General features: G+C 66.9%; 22 protein-coding genes. 11 read left to right on the top strand and 11 right to left on the bottom strand.

Annotation, left to right across the window (positions count from 1 at the left end; all coding sequences use genetic code 11):
- The first annotated feature begins 1 nt into the window (after window position 1).
- From nadB to IWX78_RS11530, 8 genes are all read left to right on the top strand, one after another.
- Window positions 2-1,552, top strand: coding sequence for an L-aspartate oxidase (nadB, locus tag IWX78_RS11565; protein WP_196833668.1), 1,551 nt, complete (start codon window positions 2-4; stop codon window positions 1,550-1,552).
- Window positions 1,546-2,412, top strand: coding sequence for a carboxylating nicotinate-nucleotide diphosphorylase (gene nadC / locus IWX78_RS11560; RefSeq protein WP_196833667.1), 867 nt, complete (start codon window positions 1,546-1,548; stop codon window positions 2,410-2,412). The genes nadB and nadC overlap by 7 nt, the downstream gene beginning before the upstream one ends.
- Entirely contained in the window at window positions 2,412-3,551 is a 1,140-nt protein-coding gene (locus tag IWX78_RS11555; RefSeq protein WP_196833666.1) for a cysteine desulfurase family protein, read from the top strand. The genes nadC and IWX78_RS11555 overlap by 1 nt, the downstream gene beginning before the upstream one ends.
- A gap of 66 nt (window positions 3,552-3,617) precedes the next feature.
- On the top strand, window positions 3,618-3,860 hold the full coding sequence (locus tag IWX78_RS11550) for a hypothetical protein (RefSeq protein WP_196833665.1): 243 nt from the start codon (window positions 3,618-3,620) through the stop codon (window positions 3,858-3,860).
- A 123-nt stretch (window positions 3,861-3,983) separates the two neighbouring features.
- A complete protein-coding gene (locus tag IWX78_RS11545; RefSeq protein WP_196833664.1) occupies window positions 3,984-4,157 on the top strand; it encodes a hypothetical protein in 174 nt (57 codons plus the stop codon).
- A gap of 63 nt (window positions 4,158-4,220) precedes the next feature.
- On the top strand, window positions 4,221-4,568 hold the full coding sequence (locus IWX78_RS11540; protein WP_196833663.1) for a LysR family transcriptional regulator: 348 nt from the start codon (window positions 4,221-4,223) through the stop codon (window positions 4,566-4,568).
- Window positions 4,569-4,603: 35 nt separating this feature from the next.
- Entirely contained in the window at window positions 4,604-5,080 is a 477-nt protein-coding gene (locus IWX78_RS11535) for a DoxX family protein (protein WP_196833662.1), read from the top strand.
- Window positions 5,077-5,727 carry an alpha/beta hydrolase family protein gene (locus IWX78_RS11530; protein WP_196833661.1) on the top strand — a complete coding sequence of 217 codons (651 nt, stop codon included), beginning with the start codon at window positions 5,077-5,079 and terminating at the stop codon, window positions 5,725-5,727. The genes IWX78_RS11535 and IWX78_RS11530 overlap by 4 nt, the downstream gene beginning before the upstream one ends.
- Before the next feature lie 99 nt (window positions 5,728-5,826).
- Here IWX78_RS11530 and IWX78_RS11525 read toward each other — a convergent pair whose 3' ends face one another.
- The gene (locus IWX78_RS11525) at window positions 5,827-7,416 is read right to left on the bottom strand and encodes an ABC-F family ATP-binding cassette domain-containing protein (RefSeq protein ID WP_196833660.1); all 1,590 of its coding nucleotides are present in this window, start codon (window positions 7,414-7,416) and stop codon (window positions 5,827-5,829) included.
- A 152-nt stretch (window positions 7,417-7,568) separates the two neighbouring features.
- On the opposite strand from IWX78_RS11525, the gene IWX78_RS11520 reads away from it, so the two are divergent.
- The gene (locus tag IWX78_RS11520; protein WP_196833659.1) at window positions 7,569-8,144 is read left to right on the top strand and encodes a GNAT family N-acetyltransferase; all 576 of its coding nucleotides are present in this window, start codon (window positions 7,569-7,571) and stop codon (window positions 8,142-8,144) included.
- A gap of 26 nt (window positions 8,145-8,170) precedes the next feature.
- Here the strand turns inward: IWX78_RS11520 and IWX78_RS11515 are convergent, their stop codons facing one another.
- The 5 genes from IWX78_RS11515 to IWX78_RS11495 are packed head-to-tail and all read right to left on the bottom strand — an operon-like array spanning window position 8,171 to window position 15,004.
- Window positions 8,171-9,421: an endo-1,4-beta-xylanase gene (locus IWX78_RS11515; RefSeq protein ID WP_196833658.1), complete on the bottom strand. Its 1,251-nt coding sequence runs from the start codon at window positions 9,419-9,421 to the stop codon at window positions 8,171-8,173.
- Window positions 9,418-11,790 (bottom strand): beta-glucosidase family protein, encoded by a 2,373-nt coding sequence (locus IWX78_RS11510; protein WP_334684697.1) that lies wholly within the window; start codon window positions 11,788-11,790, stop codon window positions 9,418-9,420. Before IWX78_RS11510 ends, IWX78_RS11515 begins: the two co-directional genes overlap by 4 nt.
- 8 nt (window positions 11,791-11,798) lie before the next feature.
- Window positions 11,799-12,671: a carbohydrate ABC transporter permease gene (locus tag IWX78_RS11505; RefSeq protein WP_196833657.1), complete on the bottom strand. Its 873-nt coding sequence runs from the start codon at window positions 12,669-12,671 to the stop codon at window positions 11,799-11,801.
- Window positions 12,671-13,666, bottom strand: coding sequence for a carbohydrate ABC transporter permease (locus IWX78_RS11500; RefSeq protein ID WP_196833748.1), 996 nt, complete (start codon window positions 13,664-13,666; stop codon window positions 12,671-12,673). The genes IWX78_RS11505 and IWX78_RS11500 overlap by 1 nt, the downstream gene beginning before the upstream one ends.
- Before the next feature lie 39 nt (window positions 13,667-13,705).
- Complete coding sequence (locus tag IWX78_RS11495) at window positions 13,706-15,004, bottom strand: extracellular solute-binding protein (protein ID WP_196833656.1); 1,299 nt, start codon at window positions 15,002-15,004, stop codon at window positions 13,706-13,708.
- 121 nt (window positions 15,005-15,125) lie between these two features.
- Here IWX78_RS11495 and IWX78_RS11490 point away from each other — a divergent pair, with 121 nt between their 5' ends.
- A complete protein-coding gene (locus tag IWX78_RS11490; protein ID WP_196833655.1) occupies window positions 15,126-16,139 on the top strand; it encodes a LacI family DNA-binding transcriptional regulator in 1,014 nt (337 codons plus the stop codon).
- A gap of 68 nt (window positions 16,140-16,207) precedes the next feature.
- Here IWX78_RS11490 and IWX78_RS11485 read toward each other — a convergent pair whose 3' ends face one another.
- From IWX78_RS11485 to IWX78_RS11465, 5 genes are all read right to left on the bottom strand, one after another.
- Window positions 16,208-16,678 carry an NUDIX hydrolase gene (locus IWX78_RS11485; protein WP_196833654.1) on the bottom strand — a complete coding sequence of 157 codons (471 nt, stop codon included), beginning with the start codon at window positions 16,676-16,678 and terminating at the stop codon, window positions 16,208-16,210.
- Window positions 16,679-16,771: 93 nt separating this feature from the next.
- Window positions 16,772-17,830, bottom strand: coding sequence for a sulfate/molybdate ABC transporter ATP-binding protein (locus tag IWX78_RS11480; protein WP_196833653.1), 1,059 nt, complete (start codon window positions 17,828-17,830; stop codon window positions 16,772-16,774).
- On the bottom strand, window positions 17,827-18,648 hold the full coding sequence (locus tag IWX78_RS11475; protein WP_196833652.1) for an ABC transporter permease: 822 nt from the start codon (window positions 18,646-18,648) through the stop codon (window positions 17,827-17,829). Before IWX78_RS11475 ends, IWX78_RS11480 begins: the two co-directional genes overlap by 4 nt.
- Complete coding sequence (gene modA, locus IWX78_RS11470; RefSeq protein WP_196833651.1) at window positions 18,648-19,466, bottom strand: molybdate ABC transporter substrate-binding protein; 819 nt, start codon at window positions 19,464-19,466, stop codon at window positions 18,648-18,650. Before modA ends, IWX78_RS11475 begins: the two co-directional genes overlap by 1 nt.
- Window positions 19,463-19,873, bottom strand: a complete 411-nt coding sequence (locus IWX78_RS11465) for a TOBE domain-containing protein (RefSeq protein ID WP_196833650.1) — start codon at window positions 19,871-19,873, stop codon at window positions 19,463-19,465. Before IWX78_RS11465 ends, modA begins: the two co-directional genes overlap by 4 nt.
- Before the next feature lie 142 nt (window positions 19,874-20,015).
- On the opposite strand from IWX78_RS11465, the gene IWX78_RS11460 reads away from it, so the two are divergent.
- Window positions 20,016-20,765: a hypothetical protein gene (locus IWX78_RS11460; RefSeq protein ID WP_196833649.1), complete on the top strand. Its 750-nt coding sequence runs from the start codon at window positions 20,016-20,018 to the stop codon at window positions 20,763-20,765.
- The last annotated feature ends 20 nt before the right edge of the window (window positions 20,766-20,785 follow it).

Genomic DNA, 20,785 nt, shown 5'->3' with positions numbered 1-20,785 from the left:
CATGCCCAGGGTGCTCGTCATCGGCAGCGGCATCGCCGGACTCACCACAGCGCTCTCCGCCGCCGTCCACTCCGACGTGGTGCTCGTCACCAAGTCCACTCTCGGGCAGAGCAACACCCGATACGCGCAGGGCGGGATCGCGGGAGTGATGTTCGACGACGACAGCGTCGATGCCCACATCGCAGACACGCTTTCGGCCGGCGCCGGCCTGTGCGACGAAGCCGCCGTGAGGGTGCTCTGCAGCGAGGGCCCCGGACGCATCCGTGACCTCATCGCCCTCGGCGTCGAGTTCGACCGCTCGGGATCGGAGTTCGCCCGGGGTCGCGAAGCCGCCCATTCGTTCCCTCGGATCCTGCACGCGGGCGGAGACGCCACCGGTGCCCGGATCGAGGCTGCGCTCGTCGCCCGGATTCGGGAGAGCGGGGCGGAGATCCTCGAGAACACGTTCCTCGTCGACCTCGTCACCGACGACGGCCGGGTACGAGGCGCGCGACTGCTCACTGCGGAGGCAACCGAGACCACCTTCGAGGCGGATGCCGTCGTGCTCGCCACCGGCGGCGCCGGGCACCTCTACCCGTACACGACCAACCCTCCGGTCGCGACCGGTGACGGGGCTGCGGCCGCCTTCAGAGCAGGTGCAGAACTGGCCGATCTGGAGTTCTACCAGTTTCACCCCACGGCCCTGACGACGTCGGGCAGTTTTCTCGTGTCCGAGGCGGTCCGCGGCGAGGGTGCCGTGCTGCGCAACGCCGACGGCCACCGATTCCTCGACCGGGTCCACCCCGATGCCGAGCTCGCACCGCGAGATGTCGTCGCCCGGGGCATCGCCGCCGAGATGGCGGCGCAGGGCGGGCTTCCCGTCGTGCTCGACGCCACCGCGCTCGGTGCCGCGTTCCTGGCCGAGCGGTTCCCGGTCATCGATCGCGCCGTCCGGGCGTCGGGCGTCGACTGGTCGCGTGAGTTCGTGCCGGTGAGCCCGGCCGCCCACTACTGGATGGGCGGTGTCGTCACCGACCTCTGGGGGCGCACCACCGTTCCCGGCCTGTACGCGGTCGGTGAGGTCGCCAGCACCGGGGTGCACGGCGCTAACAGGCTCGCCTCGAATTCGCTGCTCGAGGGCGCCGTCTTCGGGGCCCGAGCGGCGATCGCCCTGGCCGCCGACGCCGTTGTGGCCACAGACGCAACTGTGGTCACGCCGAAGGCTTCTTCGCCGCCGGTCGCCGTTCCGGACGACACAGCAGCCGTAACGGACGCGCCACCGTTCTCGCGCGAGGCCATGCAACAACTGATGTGGGACACGGCGGGGCTTCTGCGGAATGCAGACGGGCTCGACCATGCCCTCGCCGTTCTCGAAAACTGGACCAGGCAACCGGTCGAGACGCGCAGCATCCGTTCGCTCGAGGACCGCAACCTGCTGGACCTCTCCCGCGAGCTCGTGCGCGCCGCCCGCGCCCGACCGGTCTCCGTCGGGGCACACGCCCGCTCGGACTCCCTGGCCACTGCCCCCGCCGTTGTCACGGCCGACCATCGAGAGGTCCTCTCCACATGCTGACCCGCCCCGCCATCGACCGCGTCGTCGGCGCCGCCCTCGACGAAGACGCCCCCTGGGGCGATCTGACCAGCGCAACCCTGATCCCAGAGGCCGCGACGGCGATCGCCTCGCTCACCGCCCGAGAGGAGGGGGTCTTCAGCGGCGGTGAGGTGTTCTCAGCGGCGTTCAGGCTCGTCGACCCTCGGGTCGAGGTGTCGCTGCACATCGCCGACGGCGAGCGCTTCGCCGCAGGCGACCGGCTGGCGACGGTGACCGGGCCTGCCCGCGGCATCCTGCAGGCGGAGCGGATCGGACTCAACTTCACCCAGCGGATGTCAGGAATCGCCACGCTGACCGCCCGGTACGTCGAGGCCGTCGACGGCACACACGCCCGCATCGTCGACACCCGCAAGACCACGCCAGGCCTGCGTGCGTTCGAGCGGCACGCGGTCAGGTCCGGGGGTGGCCACAATCACCGGTTCTCACTGTCGGATGCCGTCATGGCGAAAGACAACCACCTCGCTGTGCTGACCGCCGGTGGACTTTCCGTCACCGAGGCGCTGCTCGCCGTGCGCGCGAGACTGTCGCACACGACGCACCTCGAGGTCGAGGTCGACCGGCTCGACCAGATCGACGCCGTTCTTGCTGCCGGGGTCGACACGATCATGCTCGACAATTTCAGCCTCGACGACCTGCGCACCGGTGTGGACCTCATCGCCAGGCGCGCTCTGGTCGAGGCGAGCGGCAACGTCACCCTCGAGACGGTTGGCGCGATCGCCCGAACCGGTGTCGACGTCATCTCTTCCGGGGCCCTGACCCACAGCGTGCGCGCGCTCGACCTGGGACTCGACGTCTCGATCGCCACTGCACCGGTGGCGTGATGCTGTACCTCGACCATGCCGCAACGACGCCGGTGCGCCGGGAGGTGCTCGAGGCGATGTGGCCGTATCTCACCGGTGAGTTCGGCAACCCGTCGAGTGCACACACCGTCGGCGAGCGGGCGGCGAGCGCCCTCGCCGACGGGCGAGCCCGGGCCGCAGCCGTGCTCGGCGTGCGCGCGAGCGACGTCGTCTTCACCTCGGGAGGCACCGAGGCCGACAATCTCGCGGTAAAGGGCATCGCACTGGGGTCGACGCGGGGCCGGCACATCGTCACGGCCGCAACAGAGCATGAGGCTGTGCTCGCGTCCGTCGACTACCTCTGCCGGCTCCACGGCTTCGAGGTGACCTTCGTCGAGCTCGGCTCCGACGGCCTTGTCGACCCGGCAGCCCTCGACGCCGCGCTGCGGCCAGACACGGCCCTCGTCTCGCTCATGTACGCCAACAATGAGATCGGCACCGTTCAGGACCTCGCCACGCTCGGCGCTGTGACCTCAGCGCACGGCATCCCGATCCACACGGATGCCGTCCAGGCGGCCGGCTGGCTCGACCTGCGTGTGCAGCAACACGGGATCGATGCGCTCACTCTCGCCGGGCACAAGATCGGCGCCCCGAAAGGCATCGGCCTCGCCTGGATCCGGGGCCGTCTCCCCGTCGAGCCTCTCGTCCACGGCGGAGGGCAGGAACGGGGCCGTCGCTCCGGAACAGAGAACGTCGCTTTCGCCGTCGGTCTTGCAGCGGCGCTCGAACTCGCGGAGGCGGAACGGAAGGATGCTTCCAGGCACACCAGCGTGCTGCGGGACGCCGTCATCGGCCGGGTGCTCCGTGAGATTCCGGGGTCGACCCTCACCGGGTCCGCGACCTCGCGACTGCCCAACTCCGCCTCGTTCTGCTTTCCGGGCACCAGTGGTGAAGCGATCCTCCTCGAACTCGAACGCCGGGGTTTTGTGTCGTCGAGTGGGTCAGCGTGCGCGGCCGGGAGCGATGAACCGTCACACGTGCTCACCGCCCTCGGCTTCCCAGCCGATCTCGCCCGGACAGCGGTGCGGCTGACCTTCGCTGCCGATCTGACCACAGACCAGGCAGACGCCGTCGCGACCGCTCTCGCGGCATCCGTTGCGGCCGTTTCCGGCGTCGCCTGAGCGGCACCCGTCTTCCACCTTCTGAACGTCCTTCCCTTTGCACCACCGCGGGCGTACCGTGGCGTCATGGAGATCAATTCATCCGACCGGAAGCCCACGCGGCGGCGGGTGACGAGTGCGCTCAAGCTGGACGATTCAACAGCGGTCGAGAACCTCGAGACCACGCGACGTGACCTCTCCGATCTGCGCAAACCGCACGCTCCGTTCGAGGGCGTACTGCCTCACCTGGCCCGGCTGAACCCGGGTGACACACCGCCCCGCCCTAACCCCGAAGGGGTCGGTCACGGTCAACAGGCGTCGACGGCGTGAGACACGCCGATCCACCGCTGCCTGGCGGTCGTTCTGCGCGTGTGCGCCTGATTGTTTACCCGCACCGCCCTGTCGAACGCAAGGCTCTGTCGTGGGTGCGCGACCTCTTTTATCGTTGGGCCTATGACTTCCAATGACACCAACCAGCCGATGCCCGATTCCACAACGCACGACTCTGATTCCTCCGAGAAGCCGGTGACGGCGACCGGTGAGCGGTCCACATCCATCGAGAAGGATGAGAACGATGGCCTCCTGCCCACCCCCACCCCGGCCGATGACGGCGCTCCGGCTGCGTGACCGGCTCCAGGACGCGTAGCCTGAAGCCCTGACCGCACGGGCGGTCGACGGAAGGGCTTGCTCATGGACACCATCGCGCTGAAACGATTCGTGGTGGCCGCAGAAGAGCTCCACTTCGCGCATGCCGCCAAATACCTCGGCATTCCCCGCTCGACCCTGATCGCCTCGGTACGGTCTCTGGAAAACGAGCTCGGCACTCCCCTGTTCGACACCAATGCCTCGACGACGACACTGACAGCGGCCGGCCGCGAACTCCTCGCCGCCGAGCAGGAGAAGGCGGTCGCCACGGCTGCGTCGGTGCAGAACCGTCCACAGCCCGCCGGCGGCAAAGCCAGGGCCAATAAGGGCAAGGGTCGGGCGCCAGCGGTGAAGGGTCAGCCGCGTCCCGGAAAACGCCGACAGTCCCGCTGAGTCGGGCTCCCTGACGCCACGCCTAGGCTGAGGTCATGACCGTCCAGGAACTGCTCCGCCCCGCTTCCCGCACGTCGATCCCGCGCACGGTGGCGCGTGTGGTGCTTGGCGGGTTCCTGCTTCTGGCCGGTGTCGGCCACCTCACGTTCGCCCGTGACGCGTTCCAGGCACAGGTGCCGACCTGGCTCCCCCTCGACGCGGACTTCATCGTTCTCGCATCCGGTGTTGTCGAGATCGTCCTCGGGCTCGCGCTCCTCATTCTCGGTCGGTGGCGGGTTCCAGTGGGGTGGATCGTCGCAGTATTCTTCGTCGCGGTGTTTCCCGGCAACCTCTCGCAGTTCACGACCGCAACTGATTCGTTCGGTCTCAACACCGACCTGACCCGTGGCATCCGTCTGCTGTTCCAGCCGCTGCTCGTGCTGTGGGCGCTGTGGGCGACCGGAGCCTGGCGGGCGTTCCGCGCTGCTCGGGCCGAGCGTGCGGCCGGTCGAGAAAGAACGCCGCGCGCATGATCCTCGATGTGCCGACCTCGCTCGGCCCCGGCCGCCTCACTGTGAGCAGTGCCGAGGCACCGCGTGCCGTCCTCTGGCTCGGTCACGGCGCCGGAGGCGGGATCGGCGCTGCCGACCTCACCGCACTCGCCGAGGTGCTGCCCGGCCGCGGGATCACGGTTGCACGCTATGAGCAACCGTGGCGTGTTGCCGGCAAGAGGATCGCGGCGCGCCCCGCGACCCTCGATGTTGCCTGGCGCGAAACGGCGGCACGGGTCGCCGAACTCGCCGACGGTCTTCCGATCATCGTCGGTGGCCGCAGCGCCGGAGCCCGGGTCGCCTGCCGCACCGCCGGAGAGATCCGAGCAGCCGGTGTCGTCTGCCTGGCTTTTCCGTTGCATCCGCCCGGTCGCCCAGAGGTCTCGCGGCTCGACGAACTGCTGACACCGACCGTGCCCGTCCTGGTGTTGCAGGGTGATCGTGACACGTTCGGGACCGCCGCGGATGTGACCACGGACACCGCAGGCCGCGACAACATCCGCGTCGTCGAGGTTGCAGGCGCAGACCACGGCATGAAGGTGCTGAAGGCGTCGCCGTTGACCGCCGGCGATGTCGCTGCGCTGGTGACGGCATCCGTCGCGAACTTCATCACCGGCCCGCTCGCCTGATCCCGCGACACATTCAGTGCGGCCGGGATCCGGTTCGCTTGCGGTGCCTGCACGCGACCGCACCGTCCGGATGGCGTGACGAGCAGAGCGACCCGACGGCTACGCCGCGCGTACCTCGAGTTCACCGGGCTCGGCCCCATCGAGGCCGAACTCGAGCTTGCGGTTCGCGACCTTGTCGCTGAAGAACCGGTCGTGGCTGACCACGATCACGGCGCCGGGGAAATGCACGAGGGCCCGTTCCATCACCTGGGTACTGGCGAGGTCCAGGTGGTTGGTGGGCTCGTCGAGGACGAGAACGGATGCTCCGGAAAGCAGACACTGCGCCATTGCGACCCGCGCGCGCTGCCCACCGGAGAGGTTGCCGATCCGCTGCTTGAGCTCCGCCTCCGAGAACTGGAACATTGCAAGGAATCGACCGACCGCCTTGCGGGTGGCCGCGAACGCGAGACTCCCCGGCATCGCGTTGACGGCGTGCGTGATGGTGTCGTCATCGTCGAGTTCTGCCAGCACCTGGTTGTACGAGATCACGCCGGCGCCGCTCGCCCATGCGGCCTCACCGGCATCCGCCTTTTCCTGCCCGGTGAGAACCCGGAGCAGCGTGGACTTGCCGCTCCCGTTCGAGCCGATCACGACGATGCGGTTGCCGCGACGAACCTCGAAGGTGAGATCGGAGAACAGAACCTTGTCCCCGTAGGATTTTGACAGCCCGGTCACCCGGCAGAGCACATCCTTGACGTGCAGCCCGCGGTAGATCTCGGTGATGATCTGGTCGACCGGCCGAGGGGCACGCGACTTCTTGATCGTCGAGAGCTTCTTGTCGAGCCCACGGCTCGCCGCCTTGGCCGCCTCACGCCGGTCGGCGATACCTTCGGCTTCGAACGCGAGCAACTCCGACTCGTGCACGAACTGCTGCTCGAGCGTCTTGAGCCGGAACTGCTTCTGGGTGATGTACTCGGCGAAGTTGCCCGGGTATTCGTGCAGGTGGAAGTTCTCGAGCTCGACGATGCGGGTGACGACCGAGTCGAGGAATCGGCGGTCATGCGAGACGATGATCGCTGCGCCCTGGAAGTCACGGAACCAGGCCTCGAGCCACTCGACCCCGGCGACGTCGAGAAAGTTGGTCGGTTCGTCGAGCAGCAGCACGTCGGGCTTCTCGAGCACGATTTTGGCGAGCGCCGCGCGGTTGCGCCAGCCACCCGAGAGGTCGTCGATCGGGCAGATCCGGTGCGCATCCTCGAATCCGAGTCGGGTGAGGGCTTCGTCGATGCGGCGTGTGTAGTCCCACCCGTCGAGCCGCTCCATCTCTTCGAAAAGGTGACCCTGACGGGCGATCAGCGCGTCGAGATCCGCTGTCGGGTCGGCGGCGATGGCCGCGTCGATCCGGGCGAGTTCGGCCTCGACGGCGCGGATCTCACCGAAGACCCCCTCCAGCACCTCGCTGATCGTCGCGGTGCCGTCGAGCTCGGAAAACTGCGAGAAATAGCCGAAACGAACGCCGTCTTCGAGCGTCACCGTTCCGGCATCAGGCGACACCTGGCCGAGGATCAGCTTGACGAGTGTGGTCTTACCTGAACCGTTGCGTCCGATCAGCCCGACCCGGTCGCCGGTGTCGAGGCGGAAGAACGCCTCCCGGAGCACGGGAGTGGTATCGAAGCGGACGCTCACGTCGTTCAGTCGGATCAGGCTCATGCTGGGGCCTCCTCAGGCGGATGTCGTTGGGGCCGAGAAAGCCTGGACGGTGGAGCATGTCCACCGTACCCGTCCTGCGACTGTCCTCTTCCCGCCCGCCGGCGCCGGTGGCACGATGGACTCACCGAAACCGAGCACGAGCGGAGTCCGCAATGACCATCGAGGTGACGCCTGCGCACGACTTCGACGACGTGGCGACGATGTTCGCTCCGAAGAAACCGGAGTCTTCCGTCTGCTGGTGCCTGTCGTGGCGGCTGGGTTCGGTCGAGAACCGGGCGCTGACCGGTACGGCCCGCGCCGACAGGGTGCGCGAGTTGTGCGCCCAGCCGATCGCACCCGGTGTGATCGCCCACCTCGACGGGGTCGTCGCCGGCTGGGCGGGCGTCGCGCCGCGGGCCGACCTGCATCCTTTCGCGAACTCGCGGAAGATTCCGCATATCGACGACCTCCCGACCTGGTCGGTCTGGTGCATCCGGGTGCGGCCCGGCTTTCGCAGGCAGGGCATCACCCACGCGCTGATCGACGGAGCCGTCGACTACGCGCGGGCGTCGGGAGCCCCCGTCGTCGAGAGCTATCCCGTCGACAACGCCGGCGAGAAGGTCGACCAGACGATGGCCTTCGTCGGCACGCGCTCCATGTTCGCGCGTGCCGGTTTCACCAAGGTCGCCGACACCGATTCGGTCTCGGGCGGTTTCCCGAGGATCGTCATGCGACGGATGCTCCCCTGACACTGCGGGCGCTACTCACGGCGCGGTCAGGCGAGACGGGCAGTGACCGGTCCACCGTCTGCGCTGAGCGTCACCTGGGCGGTGCGACCGCCCGCTTCGACGGTGTAGTCGCCGAAGAACCCCGACAGTGAGAGCCGGCCATCGACATCCGTCCTGATCGCGGTGCGTGGCAGCCACCACTCCCCTTTGATGAGCGAGTGCAGGGCGTCGTACGCCGGCTTCGGAGTGCCGTCGACGCGGACGAGACCGCCGGGAGCGCCGAGCCAGGCCCCGTCGTCGGTGATGCCCCAGTAGTTGATGGACTGCACCGCCGGATGGCCGACGAGCGAACGGTAGTGACGGACCACCTCATCGGCCTGCCGGGCTTCGCCCTCGGGCGTCGACGGCCACGATGGAACCTGGTAGTCGTTGAGGTCGACGATCTCCGGCGGCATGAGGTCACCCGAGAGAAGGGTGGTTTCGGTGAGGTGCAACGGCAGGCCGAAGCGGGCGAAGCGATCGACCATGGCGAGCATGGCCTCTTCACCCCAGTAGCCCTGGTGCATGTGGGTCTGCAGTCCGATGGCGTCGACGGCGATGCCGGCCTCGAGCACACCCTCGATGAGACACTCGTATGCGCTCGACAGGTCGAAGTCGTTGAGGATGAGCGTCGCAGCCGGATTCATGGTGCGAGCTTCTTCGAACGCGAGCCGGACCATCGGGATCCGGCCGATGCTGTGGGCGAGCCGTGAAATCCCGTTGTCCTCCGCTGTGAACACCGGCATGATGACGACTTCGTTGATGGCATCCCAGGTGTCGATCAGTCCAGCGAAATCGGTCACCTCGCGCCGGATCCGCTCCCGTTGGAGCCTCTCCACCTCAGCGACCGGCAGGTCGGCGAGCCATTCAGGGGCGAGGGTGTGCCAGGTGAGCGGATGCCCTTTCACCGTGACTCCTCGCGTGCTGAACCACTCGGCTGTGGCGCGCAACCGTTCAGTGTGCGGGTTGCCACGATCGGGTTCGAATCCCCGCCAGTAGAACGGGAGCGTCGCCGTGTTGAAGAGGTCGAGCCACAGTTTCGACAGGTCTTCGAGCCCGGCGACGGCAGCGCCGCCGAAGACCGACGGCTCCGTCGAGCCGGTTTCGCCATTGGCCAGCGGAATGAAATCGAACCCGATGTTGCCGAACGCGAAGGCATGCCTCCGCTGCTCGACAGCCACGTCTGTGTCGCGGAGCGGGTCGCCGGCAACGTCAAGGACGGTGACGGATGCCGTCGCGCGGCGGTGTTCGACGCTCACGCCGATTGCCGCACGAGTTCGGTCACCAGCGGGTGCAGGTGACGGTCGAATCCGACCGTGCGAGCGGCACCTGTCAGGCGAACCGACCGCGACACCCGGATGTCGGTGCTCGACGCTCCGAGGCCGATCACGATTTCTCCGGGCTCAACGATGCGGGCGCCCTGGCGACCGGTGAAGCTGGTGAGGTCGGCGGAGACCTCGATCGACAGGTCGACCGACTCACCCGGTTCGAGTTCGACCCGATGATAACCGACGAGTCTCTGAGTGGGTCGGACGACGGAGGCGACGGGGTCGTGCACATATACCTGCACGACCTCGGTCGCGGTGCGGTCGCCGGCGTTCCGGAGAGAGACACCGACTGTGGCCACACCGTCCACCGTTGTGACGTCCGGGCCGTGTTCCCCGGCAGACCAGTCGACCCGGGCGTAGCCGAGCCCGTGTCCGAAGGGGAATGCTGCGGTCGGGTCGATGTTCGACACCTCGCTTGACCGGGCGAGCGGAGCGGCCAGGTAGGTCGACGGCTGGGTGCCTTCAGTGGCGGGGATGCTCACCGGAAGTCGCCCACCCGGGTTGACCCGCCCGGAGAGGATGCCGGCCAGTGCCGGGGTTCCTTCTTCACCGGCGAAGAACGCCTGAACGATCGCGGAGGCGGCCGTGCCGGCCGCTCCGAGAGCATACGGCCGGCCGGAGAGAAGAGTGACGACCGAAGGAACACCGGTCGCGAGTACGGCGTCGAGGAGATCCTGCTGGGCGCCGGGGAGCCGAAGCGACTCCGCGTCGCAGCCTTCACCGCTCGTGCCGCGGCCGAAGAGCCCGGCCCGGTCGCCGAGCGCGACGATCACGACGTCTGCGCGACGGACGGCATCCACCGCAGCGGCAATCCCCGCTGTTTCGCCGCCGTCGATGCTCGTACCGGACACGAAATCGATCTCTGCCCCCGGGAATTCGACGGCGAGGCTGTCGAGCAATGTCGGCAGGGCGATGCCCGGTGTGGTTTCCGGATGCTGCACGCCCACGTGTGCGGGGAACGAATAGCATCCCAGCACGGCGAACGGGTCGTCGGCGGTCGGACCGACGACAGCGATGCGCTGAGGTGCAGTCAGCGGGAGGATGCCGTCGTTCGACAGCAGCACGATCGACTGTTCGGCGATCTCTCGCGCGAGTGACCGGTTGCCGGCGTTGTCGAGGTCGACGGTGCCCCGCAGTGCGTCGGCGTCGCCGTGACCGACACGGGTCAGGGCGTCGGGGGTCGCGTCCCACTCGGGGTCGAGCAGGCCGAGGTCGATTTTCTGCCGAAGGACCCGGCGGACCGCACGATCGATGACCTCTTCGCCGAGGTCGCCTGACCTCACGGCGTCGACGAGCGGCGCACCGAACGTCTTCACCGTGGGGAGCTCGACGTCGACGCCGGCCGTGAGGGCGAGGCTGGCCGCCTCTCCCCAGGTGCCGGCGAGGCCGTGCAGGGTTTTGAGGAATGCCACACCGAAGTAGTCGGCGACGACGGTGCCCTCGAACCCCCAGGTGTCGCGCAGCAGTCCGGTGAGCAGCGCTTCGTCGGCGACGGACGGCACACCGTCGATGTCGGTGTATGCGTGCATGACCGATCGCGGCTTGCCCTCACGCACCACCATCTCGAACGGGGTGAGCAGGACGTCGGCGAGTTCGCGGGCGCCGATCGAGACCGGCGCCAGATTCCGTCCGGCTTTCGACGCTGAGTATCCGACGAAGTGTTTGAGGGTGGCGATGATGCCGGCGGACTCGAGTCCACGCACGTAGGCAGTCCCGATGGTGCCGACGAGGTACGGGTCCTCGCCGATGGTCTCTTCGACCCGGCCCCACCGGGCGTCCCGGACCACGTCGAGAACCGGGGCGAGACCCTGGTGAACACCGACCGAGCGCATGTCCGAGCCGATGCGGTTCGACATCCGTTCGATCAGCTGGGGGTTGAACGAGGCACCCCAGGCAAGCGGAACCGGGTAGGCGGTCGCACCCCAGGTCGCGAAGCCGGCGAGGCATTCCTCGTGGGCGACCGCCGGAATGCCGAAACGGTTGGATGCCACGATGCGGCGCTGGCTGCGGAGGAGCGACAGCGCGCCGAGCGCCGGGTCGACCGGGGCTGACCCGAATGGGCGGGTCAGCTGGCCGAGCCCCTGCGGCAGGAGCACATCGAGGTCGATGACGTCGTCCATGTCGTGCTGGTGCGGTGCGACGTCTCCGCCCTCGTTCGAAGCCCCGACCCAGACGCCGAACAACTGCGCGATCTTCTCCTCGAGGGTGAGTTCGTCGAGGAGGGCCTCCGCACGCTGATCCGCAGGGATCGACGTGTTCCGCCATGCGGGCGCGGTGGAGGTCGAAATAGTGGTGCTCACGGAAAGTCCTAACCTTTGACGGCGCCGGTGAGTCCACCGACGATGCGACGCTCGAACAGCGTGAAGAAGATGAGAGCGGGGATCATCGACAGCGACGTGAACGCGAGCACCTTTGCCGTGTCGACCGAGTATTGCGATGCGAACGCCTGGACACCGAGCGGCAGGGTGTACATCGACTGGTCGCCGAGGATGAACAGGGGCAGAAGGTAGCTGTTCCAGCTCGCCACGAAGGCAAGGATGCCCGTCGTCACCACTCCGGGCAGCGACAGCGGAACAACCATCCGGAAGAAGAATCCGAGACGACTCGTGCCATCGATCGACGCGGCTTCCTCGATTTCATCCGGGATGGCCCGGAGGAACGGCACCAAAATGATGACGGTCACCGGCAGACCGAATGCGATCTGCGGCAGGATCACGCCTGCCAGGCTGTTCATCAGCCCCAGGTCCTTGATGAGGATGTAGAGGGGCGTGATCGCGACGGTCATCGGGAACATGAGCCCGGCGGCGAAGAGCGAGTACATTGCTCCCCGACCGGCGAATTTGTACCGGGCAAGGATGAAGCTCGCCATGAGGCCGAGCACCACCACGCCGATTGTGGTCGCGATCCCGGCGATCGCCGAGTTGCCGACCTGCTGCCAGAAGGTCGAGCTGGAGAGCACCTCGGCATAGTTGTCGAATCGCCATGGGCTTGGGAATCCCGCGGGGGAATTGGTGATCTGCGAGTTGTCGCGGAACCCGCCGAGGATGATGTAGATGACCGGTCCCAGGCACAGCGCGATGAAGACGAACGCGATGAAATAGGTCGCTGGGCTTCCCCATTGCTGCCGATCCCGCGCAGGCCGTGACTGGCGCGAAGGCGCCTTCGCGGTGAGTGTGGTCATCACTTCTTTCCTTCGGTGAGGGCGCCTGCGGTGTCACGTCGGAGGATGAACCGCTGGTAGACCAACGCAATAGCGAGTGAGATCAGGAACATGACGACGGCGACGGCGCTGCCGAAACCGAAATTGCCTGAGGTCCGGCCGTTGGCGACCATGTAGGTGGCCATCGTCGATGTTCCCGCCGTCGATGCGACGTACTGGCCCCAGATGATGAAGACGAGGTCGAACAGTTGCAGTGACCCGATGATGGAGAGGAACGCCCAGATCCGCAGGGTGGGGCCGAGGAGCGGGAGCGTGATGGTGCGCTGGATCTGCCAGTAGCTGGCTCCGTCGATCGCCGCGGCCTCGAACAGTTCGTCCGGGATGCTCTGCAGCCCCGCCAGAAAGAGGATGACGGCAAAACCGATGTACTTCCACGAAATGATGACCATCAGAGACCAGATGGCGATGTTCGGATCCGACAACCAGTCCGCCTGGAAGGCGCCGAGCCCGATGCTCTCGAGGAGCCCGTTGACGGCGCCGGAGGTCTGGAGCATGAGACCCCAGCCGATCCCGACGATGACCTCGGAGATGATGTATGGAACGAAGATGAGAACACGGATGAGCGAGCGGCCACGAATCTTCTGGTTCAACAGAAGCGCGAGGACGATGGCGATCGGTCCCTGGATGACCAGCGAGAGCACCAAAATGATGCCGTTGTGGCGCAGCACGTCATGGAACGCGCTGTCCTGGAAGATGATCATGTAGTTTTCGAAACCGACGAAGTCGGTGGCTGGGCCATAACCCTTCCAGCGGAAGAAGCCGTAATAGCCGGCGAGGATGACCGGGAAGATCACGAAGCCGACAAAGACGACGATCGCTGGCCCGGCCAGGAGCGTGATTTCGAGGCGTTTGCGCCAGTCTGTTGGACGCCGTCTGGGCCGCGGTGCGGCAGGGGACGACGCGCGAGCGCCTTCCCCTGCCGTAACCGTGCCCTGCGGCGGCTGCTTGTCGGTCATCGACGGAGCACCCCCTGCAGGTTCAGTCATTATCTGGTGTTATCCCTTGGCTGCTGCGTCGCTCACGGCGGAGACGATGTCTTCGGCCGATCCCTGACCGGCGAACAGGTCGACGACACCGGTGTTGAGCGCGTTTCCGACGTTCTGTCCGAACAGCGTGTCGAGCCACACCGTGACGTACGGCGCCTCGTTGTATGACTCGATGATCGAGAGCAGTGCGGGGTCCTCGACGACGTCCTGAGCATCCTGGTTCGCGGGGATCGTCTGGAACGCCTCCGCGTAGCCTTCCTGGTACTCCTTCTGCATGAAGAAGTTCAGGAACGCGGTGCACTCATCCTTGGGAGCCTGGGCGGAGCAGGTGAATCCGTCGACACCGCCCATCATGGCCCCAGGCTCACCCTCGCCACCATCGACCTCGGGGAACGGGAACCAGCCGAGGTCTGCCAGTGGCTTCTCGTCAGGAGTCAGCGAAGCGATGACGCCCGGGTCCCACGCGCCCATGAGTTCCATGGCTGCTTTGTGGTTGGCGATGAGTCCAGCCGAGCTACCAGCACCCTGCTGGGCCGACGTGGTGAGGAATCCGTTGTTGAACGGCTCAGTGTCGACGAAGTCCTGCAGGTTCTCGCCGGCCTCCAGCCAGCACGGGTCGTCGAACTTCATGGTTTCGGCTGCCGTGTTGAGGGCATCCTGCGAGCAGGCCCTCACCGCGAAGAAGTAGTACCAGTGCGCTGCAGGCCAGGCGTCCTTCGCTCCGACGGCGATGGGGTCGACTCCGGCACCCTTGAGCTTGTCGACGGCGGAACCGAGCTCGTCGATGGTCGTCGGGGTTTCCTCGACACCCGCCTCGGCGAACAGGTCCCCGCTGTAGTAGATGCCGCCAGGCAGCACGGCGGTCGGCATGCCGTAGATCTTGCCTTCCACCGCGAATGCGCTCAGCACGCCTTCGGGCACAGCGGCCTTGGTGGCGTCGTCGATGGAGTCGGTGATGTCCATGGCCTGTCCGGCTGCCACGACGTCGGCAAGCTTGCCGCCACCTCGTGCCATGAAGATGTCAGGGGCGTCGCCGGAGTTCAGCGCCGTCTGAAGCTTTCCATCCATCTCTTCGTTCTGGATGGACTGCACCTCGATGGTGACACCGGGGTTCGCCTCCTCGAAGTCGGCGACCGTTGAGTCCCAGAAGGCCTTACCGGCGCCGGTTGTCGAGTTGTGCCAGAAGGTCATGGTGACGTCGCCGCCATCTCCCCCCTGATCACCCGAACTACAGGCTGCCAGGCCCGTGAGGGAGACTGCCGCGACAGCTCCCGCCGCGAGCAGCTTCTTCATGCTGCGTTTGTTCATCGTTGAACGCCTCTCGAAAGTTTCGACATCCACGTCGAAAGTGATTAGGATGGTCTGAGCCTAGGCATTGCTCGATGGAAGCGCAAGTTGTCTTAGGCAACAAATAGGGAAAGGTTTCTCCATGGCCGGAACGGGCGAGCGGGTCAAGCTGTCGAAATTGGCTGATGAGGCCGGGGTTTCACTTTCGACCGTGTCGAAAGTACTGAACGGCCGACCCGATGTCTCAGCGCCCACACGGGCAAAAGTCGAGGCGATTCTCGACCGTCAGGGCTACGAACGACGTGCGGGACTGCCGAATCGCGGTGCCCTGATTGAGTTGGTTTTCCCTGAACTCGAGACGGCGTGGGCCATGGAGATCATTCGCGGCGTCGAAAATATCGCCCGCGCGAACGGGTTGAGCATCGTTCTGACCGAGTCCGGCGACCGTCACTCCCCCTCCTCGAGCTGGATCGATGGCGTTCTGCGGCGCCGCCCGGTCGGCGTCGTTCTCGTCTTCTCTGATCTCGCAGCCGACGCCAAGGCAAAACTGCGGTCCCGCGCCATCCCGTTCGTCGTCATCGACCCCGCTGGTGACCCGGCCGCCGACGTGCCGTCTGTCGGTTCAGCCAACTGGTCGGGTGGACTCGCGGCGACGCGGCACCTTCTCGAACTGGGGCATACCCGCATCGCGGCGATCACGGGGCGCGACGACATGATGTGTTCGTTTGCGCGACTCGACGGCTACCGCTCGGCGATGAATGCCGCCGGTGTCGACATCGACGAGAGCCTCGTGCGATTCGGGAACTTCCAGGTCGACGGCGGTCGCGCGATCGCCCTGGAGCTGTTGTCGCGTGAGGACCGGCCCACGGCGATCTTCGCCGGCAGCGACCTGCAGGCTCTCGGCGTCATCGAGGCGGCGCGCACCCTCGGACTTCGCGTTCCCGACGACCTGTCGATCGTCGGCTACGACAACCTGCAACTCGCGCAGTGGTCGAGCCCGGCGCTTACCACGGTGCACCAGCCCCTCACCGCGATGGCCGAGGAGGCCGCCCGGCTCGTCATCCGGTTGAGCGACAGCCCTCCCGAGTCGATCCCCCGGATGGACCTGGCCACACAACTCGTCGTACGCGAGAGCACTGCGGCGCCGGCAGCCTGACAGTCCTCGAGACCGCAGTAGTGGCGCAAGAAAGTACCTTCAGCCACTGATGCAGTCTCGACGTGCGGCTACCCGAACTCGAAGTGGGCCGACGGGTTGTTGTCGACGGCGAGCTGGATGCGACGCCGCATGTCTGCAGAAATCTCCGGAAGCGCGTCGAGCGCGAACCACCTGGCATCCGTGTTCTCGCCATCAGCGGCCCTCGGATCACCGCCCAGCCAGGCCAGACGGAAGACCAGATCCAGGTACTGGCTGTGGTCGCCGTTCGGGTAGATCACCGGGTCGGTGACCGTCACCCCGACGAGTCGCTCGGGTCGAGACCGGATGTCGGCCTCCTCCTCCACCTCGCGCACCGCGGCGTCTGCGGGCTGTTCTCCCGGATCGATGATCCCGGTCACCGGCGTCCATGCTCCGGTGTCTGAACGGCGCACGAGCAGCACGTCGCCACCGCGGAGCACCACGGCGGTGACGCCGGAAAGCCACAGCGGGGCTGTTCCGATCTGTTCCCGCAGGGCCAGGATGAAATCGGGAGTCGGCATGAAAGGGACCTCGGGCTTTCTGCGGAGCGAAACGGCCATCATGGCATGCCTGGTCGACGCGCCCACCGATCGAACCGGGATGCCGGAGAAATGTCAGAGAGGGTAGGCGATGGCGTCTTCCTCCGCAAAGCTGAACCACACCCGCATTCCTGGTTCCAGATTCAGTTCGGCGACGGTCCGCGGATGCAGGTCGGCGGCCAGCTCGGCGGATCGCACCCGGATGACATCACCGCGCAACTCGAGATCGGTCACCATGCCAGCCAGCACGTTCTCGCCCGTCCGGTGCGCCTCCGGCTCTCGCACACGAACCGTGACGTCCGTCGGGCGCACGGCGACACCGATTCGCGCGCTCGCCGCGGCGGGCCGAGTGGACGAGGTGGTCACGCGATGACCGCTGTCGGTCAGGACTCCCCCGCCTGCCGGGATGCCGACGAGGAGGTTGAGGGCGGCCAGTTCCGCGGCGAATGGGGTCGCCGGCCGGTCGAGCACGGTACGCGTCGGCCCGACGTCGACGATACGGCCGTCGTCGAGGACGACGACGCGGTCAGCAAGGGTGAAGGCATCGAGGACATCGTGAGTGACGATGATCGCTGTGCGGCCGTGCAGGACGTGGCGCAGCATCCGCCGCATGGCCGGTGCGACCGATACGTCGAGAGCGGCCATCGGTTCGTCGAGCAGCAACAGCGCGGGCTCGGATGCGAGCGCCCGCGCGACAGCGACACGTTGCGCCTGGCCGCCGGAGAGTTGTGCTGGCTTGCGCCCGGCGAGGTCGGTGGCCTCGACCCGGTCGAGCCAGGTTCTCGCCCGGTCGCGTGCGTCAGATCGGGAGGCCCCGGCGCTGCGCGGCCCGAAAGCGACGTTGTCGATCGCGTTGAGGTGCGGGAAGAGCAGGGCATCCTGCGCGAGGAGAGAAATTCCCCGCTCGTGTGGAGCGAGCCACCGCTCGCGCCCCGAAGGCATGACGTCGAAGAGCATCCGGTCGTTCAGGGTCGCCCGACCAGAGTCGGGTTTCAGAAGGCCGGCGATGAGCTGAAGCAGGGTCGACTTGCCTGCACCGTTGGGGCCGAGGATGGCGATCGTCTCTCCCTCCTCGACGGTGAGTTCCATCTCGAACCCGCGATCGCGCATCGACGCGCAGAACTCGAGGCTCACGCTGTGCCCCTCTGACGGATGCCGTTGGCTTCGCCGGCCTGGTGAGCGACGGCCACGACGATCACCGACACCAGAACGAGGACAAGCGACAAGGCGACCGCGGCATCCGGGTCGGTTTCGCGTTGCAGATAGATCTCGAGCGGAAGCGTGCGGGTCACTCCCTGCAGGCTGCCGGCGAACGTGAGTGTTGCGCCGAACTCGCCGAGCGCGCGAGCGAATGAGAGCACGGCTCCGGCGAGAAGCGCGGGGAGGACCAGCGGCAGCGTGATGCGGCGAACCACGGTGGTCGGGCGGGCTCCGAGCGTCGCGGCGACCTCCTCATACCGCGTACCGACGGTGCGAAGCGCGCCCTCCAGGCTCAGCACGAGAAAAGGAAGGGCGACGAACGTCTGAGCGAGTACGACCGCGACCGAGGAGAACGCAATCGTCACACCGAAGGTCTCGAAGCTCTGGCCGAGCAGCCCACGCCGCCCGAAGGTAGCGAGGAGCGCGATGCCGCCGACCACCGGCGGAAGCACCAGCGGCAGAAGTACGAGGGATCGCAGGACCTTCTGCCCCCAGAACTTTGTGCGGGCCAGGACGAGCGCTATCGGCACGCCGACGATCACGCACAGGGCGGTGGCGGTCACCGAGGTGCGCAGGCTCAACCATAGAGCGGCGACGGATGATTCTGAGCTGATCAACGAGGCGAACTCCGACCAGTTCACCCGCGTGAGCATCGCCACGAGGGGCAGGACAACGAACGTGGCCCCGATCGTGGCCACGATCACGATCCAGCCCGGAACCCCGGCGTACGAGTGGTTCGTACGGGACGCCATCAGCGGCCAGACTCCGGGGTACCGAAACCGGCGGCGTCGAGCACCTGTCGTCCAACCGTCCCGGCGACGAAGTCGACGAATGCCTGCGCGGCATCGCGGTTCGCTGAGCCCTCCACGACGGCGATCGGACAGGTATTTCTCGCCTCACTCGATTCCGGGAAGGCAATGCCATCGACGGCGTCACCCGCAGCGAGAACATCGGTGACGTACACCAGACCGGCATCCGCCTCGCCGCTGGTGATCTTGCCGAGCACGTCGGTGACCGACAGCTCTTCGCTCACCGGCCTGATGTCCACGCCTGTCGCCTTCTGCACAGCCACGGCAGCAGCGCCACACGGTACCTGGGGAGCGCAGAGCACCGTCGCGACGCCGGGGTCGGCGAGGTCGGCGAGCCGGGCGACGCCGGCCGGGTTCGACGGGGGAACGGCGATCTGCAGCACATTCGTTGCCAGATCCACGGTCGATGCTTTCTCGATGAGCCCGGCGTCGACGAGCTTCAGCATGGTCGACTCGTCTGCCGATGCGAAGACATCGGCCGGTGCGCCTTCGGTGATCTGCGTGACGAGATCGGATGAGCCGGCGAAACTCAGCTCCACCGTTGTGCCCGGATGTGCGGACTCGAATTCGTCGGCCAGCTCGGTGAAGGTGGCCGTCAGCGACGCCGCCGCGAAGACGGTGATCGTGCCCCCGAATGCAGGCACCGTCCCTGACCGCGTCGCGGTTCCTGGCGCTCCACCCCAACCGGAGCACGCGGCGAGCGCGATCATCACACCGACGCCGACGAGCGCAGCGCCGACCCGGACGCGTCCGCGAGTCATTCCTGGGGCCTCCCTGCGGGAGTTTCGATGATCACCGTCGTGGCCTTCACCACGGCGATCGCTACCGAGCCCGGTTCGAGGCCGAGTTCCCGGACAGCCTCGCTGCTCATCAGCGACACGATCCGGTGGGGGCCGCACTGCAGCTCCACCTGGGCCATGACGAGGTCCATCGTGATGTCCGTCACGATTCCCACCAGCCGGTTGCGCGCCGACCGTCCGATCTCGGACGGGTCTGCGGGCAGTACCGCGTTCTGGCGGGCGAGCTGCGCCATCGCCAGGCCGTCGACGACGACCCGACCGGCGCCGTCTTTCGTGCTCTCGATCAGACCCTGGTCGATCCACCGACGGACGGTGTCGTCGCTGACTCCGAGGAAGCTGGCGGCGTCTCTGATCCGAATGTGCGACATGGATGCCATGGTATCGCCGCAGATGCGGAAACGATAGCGTGAATTGGGTGGTACGGATGACCGCCCGGTCGCGTCCGACGTGTGAGCGTCGGCACGGCTGCTGCTATTTTGAGCCTGATCACACGATCGAGCGGGGGAAGAGATGCGTCGAACGACAGCTGCCGTCCTGGCGGCACTCGCACTGTCACTGTCCGTCACCGGGTGCACCGTGCGTGAACCGGCAGAGACGGTCCAGTCGGCGAGCGCATCACCCGCTGCGGAAGGCACGGAGCAGACCTGGCCGGGCGTCGACTTCGGCGGCCAGGGGCAGGTGAGTGAGAGCGTTGCTGTGCCGAGGGGCGCGAAGTCTCTCCGGATCCACTTCGCCTGCACCGGCGGCCTCTTCAACATCAGCCTGGGCGGCGACATGGCGGGCGACCGCTACGGGTCCTGCATCGGACCACGGTCGTACACGTTGCCGGTCACCCACACCAACGCACTCGTCGTGAGCGTCGCCTTGTATTCCGACGACGCGTCCTTCGCTCTGGCCAGTTCCTTCACCTCAGTGGAGACGGTACCCAACGCCGCGATCGCAGCCGATTGTGAACAGCTGTCTGCCGTCGAGAGTTCGCTGCGCAACGCGCGAGAGGGCATCCGACTGGGCGAAATCGACGCTGCTGGCTGGAGGACGGTCCTCGACCGGGCGGGCGAAGCCCTCACCGCGCTCTCCTCGACCTCACAGGGCCTGATCGGGCAGCAACTTCCGGGCCTGGCCGACGCTGTCGCTCAGGCGGATGGGGACCCCGACTCACTCTTCGACAGCGACGAGTTCTCCGCAGCCTCAGACATCGTCACCCAGGTCTGCGCGGACAACGGTACGCCGATCACGATCACCGGTCAGTACGGCGGTTGACTCGTCGCAAGGGCTGCCGC

Origin of the sequence: Mycetocola sp. CAN_C7, assembly GCF_015752285.1 — a bacterium.
In the GTDB taxonomy this organism is placed as follows: domain Bacteria; phylum Actinomycetota; class Actinomycetes; order Actinomycetales; family Microbacteriaceae; genus Mycetocola_A.
This window is presented reverse-complemented; position numbering and strand designations above follow the sequence as displayed.

What these genes read in the sequence shown, in the direction of transcription:
- IWX78_RS11485 (WP_196833654.1), bottom strand. Translation starts at nt 16,678, where the DNA reads ATGCCGACTCCCGATTTCATCCTGGCCCTGCGGGAACAGATCGGAACA.
- nadC (WP_196833667.1), top strand. Translation starts at nt 1,546, where the DNA reads ATGCTGACCCGCCCCGCCATCGACCGCGTCGTCGGCGCCGCCCTCGAC.
- IWX78_RS11540 (WP_196833663.1), top strand. Translation starts at nt 4,221, where the DNA reads ATGGACACCATCGCGCTGAAACGATTCGTGGTGGCCGCAGAAGAGCTC.
- IWX78_RS11460 (WP_196833649.1), top strand. Translation starts at nt 20,016, where the DNA reads ATGCGTCGAACGACAGCTGCCGTCCTGGCGGCACTCGCACTGTCACTG.
- IWX78_RS11520 (WP_196833659.1), top strand. Translation starts at nt 7,569, where the DNA reads ATGACCATCGAGGTGACGCCTGCGCACGACTTCGACGACGTGGCGACG.
- nadB (WP_196833668.1), top strand. Translation starts at nt 2, where the DNA reads ATGCCCAGGGTGCTCGTCATCGGCAGCGGCATCGCCGGACTCACCACA.
- IWX78_RS11490 (WP_196833655.1), top strand. Translation starts at nt 15,126, where the DNA reads ATGGCCGGAACGGGCGAGCGGGTCAAGCTGTCGAAATTGGCTGATGAG.
- IWX78_RS11545 (WP_196833664.1), top strand. Translation starts at nt 3,984, where the DNA reads ATGACTTCCAATGACACCAACCAGCCGATGCCCGATTCCACAACGCAC.
- IWX78_RS11530 (WP_196833661.1), top strand. Translation starts at nt 5,077, where the DNA reads ATGATCCTCGATGTGCCGACCTCGCTCGGCCCCGGCCGCCTCACTGTG.
- IWX78_RS11500 (WP_196833748.1), bottom strand. Translation starts at nt 13,666, where the DNA reads ATGACCGACAAGCAGCCGCCGCAGGGCACGGTTACGGCAGGGGAAGGC.
- IWX78_RS11465 (WP_196833650.1), bottom strand. Translation starts at nt 19,873, where the DNA reads ATGTCGCACATTCGGATCAGAGACGCCGCCAGCTTCCTCGGAGTCAGC.
- IWX78_RS11555 (WP_196833666.1), top strand. Translation starts at nt 2,412, where the DNA reads ATGCTGTACCTCGACCATGCCGCAACGACGCCGGTGCGCCGGGAGGTG.
- IWX78_RS11550 (WP_196833665.1), top strand. Translation starts at nt 3,618, where the DNA reads ATGGAGATCAATTCATCCGACCGGAAGCCCACGCGGCGGCGGGTGACG.
- IWX78_RS11535 (WP_196833662.1), top strand. Translation starts at nt 4,604, where the DNA reads ATGACCGTCCAGGAACTGCTCCGCCCCGCTTCCCGCACGTCGATCCCG.
- IWX78_RS11525 (WP_196833660.1), bottom strand. Translation starts at nt 7,416, where the DNA reads ATGAGCCTGATCCGACTGAACGACGTGAGCGTCCGCTTCGATACCACT.
- IWX78_RS11495 (WP_196833656.1), bottom strand. Translation starts at nt 15,004, where the DNA reads ATGAACAAACGCAGCATGAAGAAGCTGCTCGCGGCGGGAGCTGTCGCG.
- modA (WP_196833651.1), bottom strand. Translation starts at nt 19,466, where the DNA reads ATGACTCGCGGACGCGTCCGGGTCGGCGCTGCGCTCGTCGGCGTCGGT.
- IWX78_RS11475 (WP_196833652.1), bottom strand. Translation starts at nt 18,648, where the DNA reads ATGGCGTCCCGTACGAACCACTCGTACGCCGGGGTTCCGGGCTGGATC.
- IWX78_RS11505 (WP_196833657.1), bottom strand. Translation starts at nt 12,671, where the DNA reads ATGACCACACTCACCGCGAAGGCGCCTTCGCGCCAGTCACGGCCTGCG.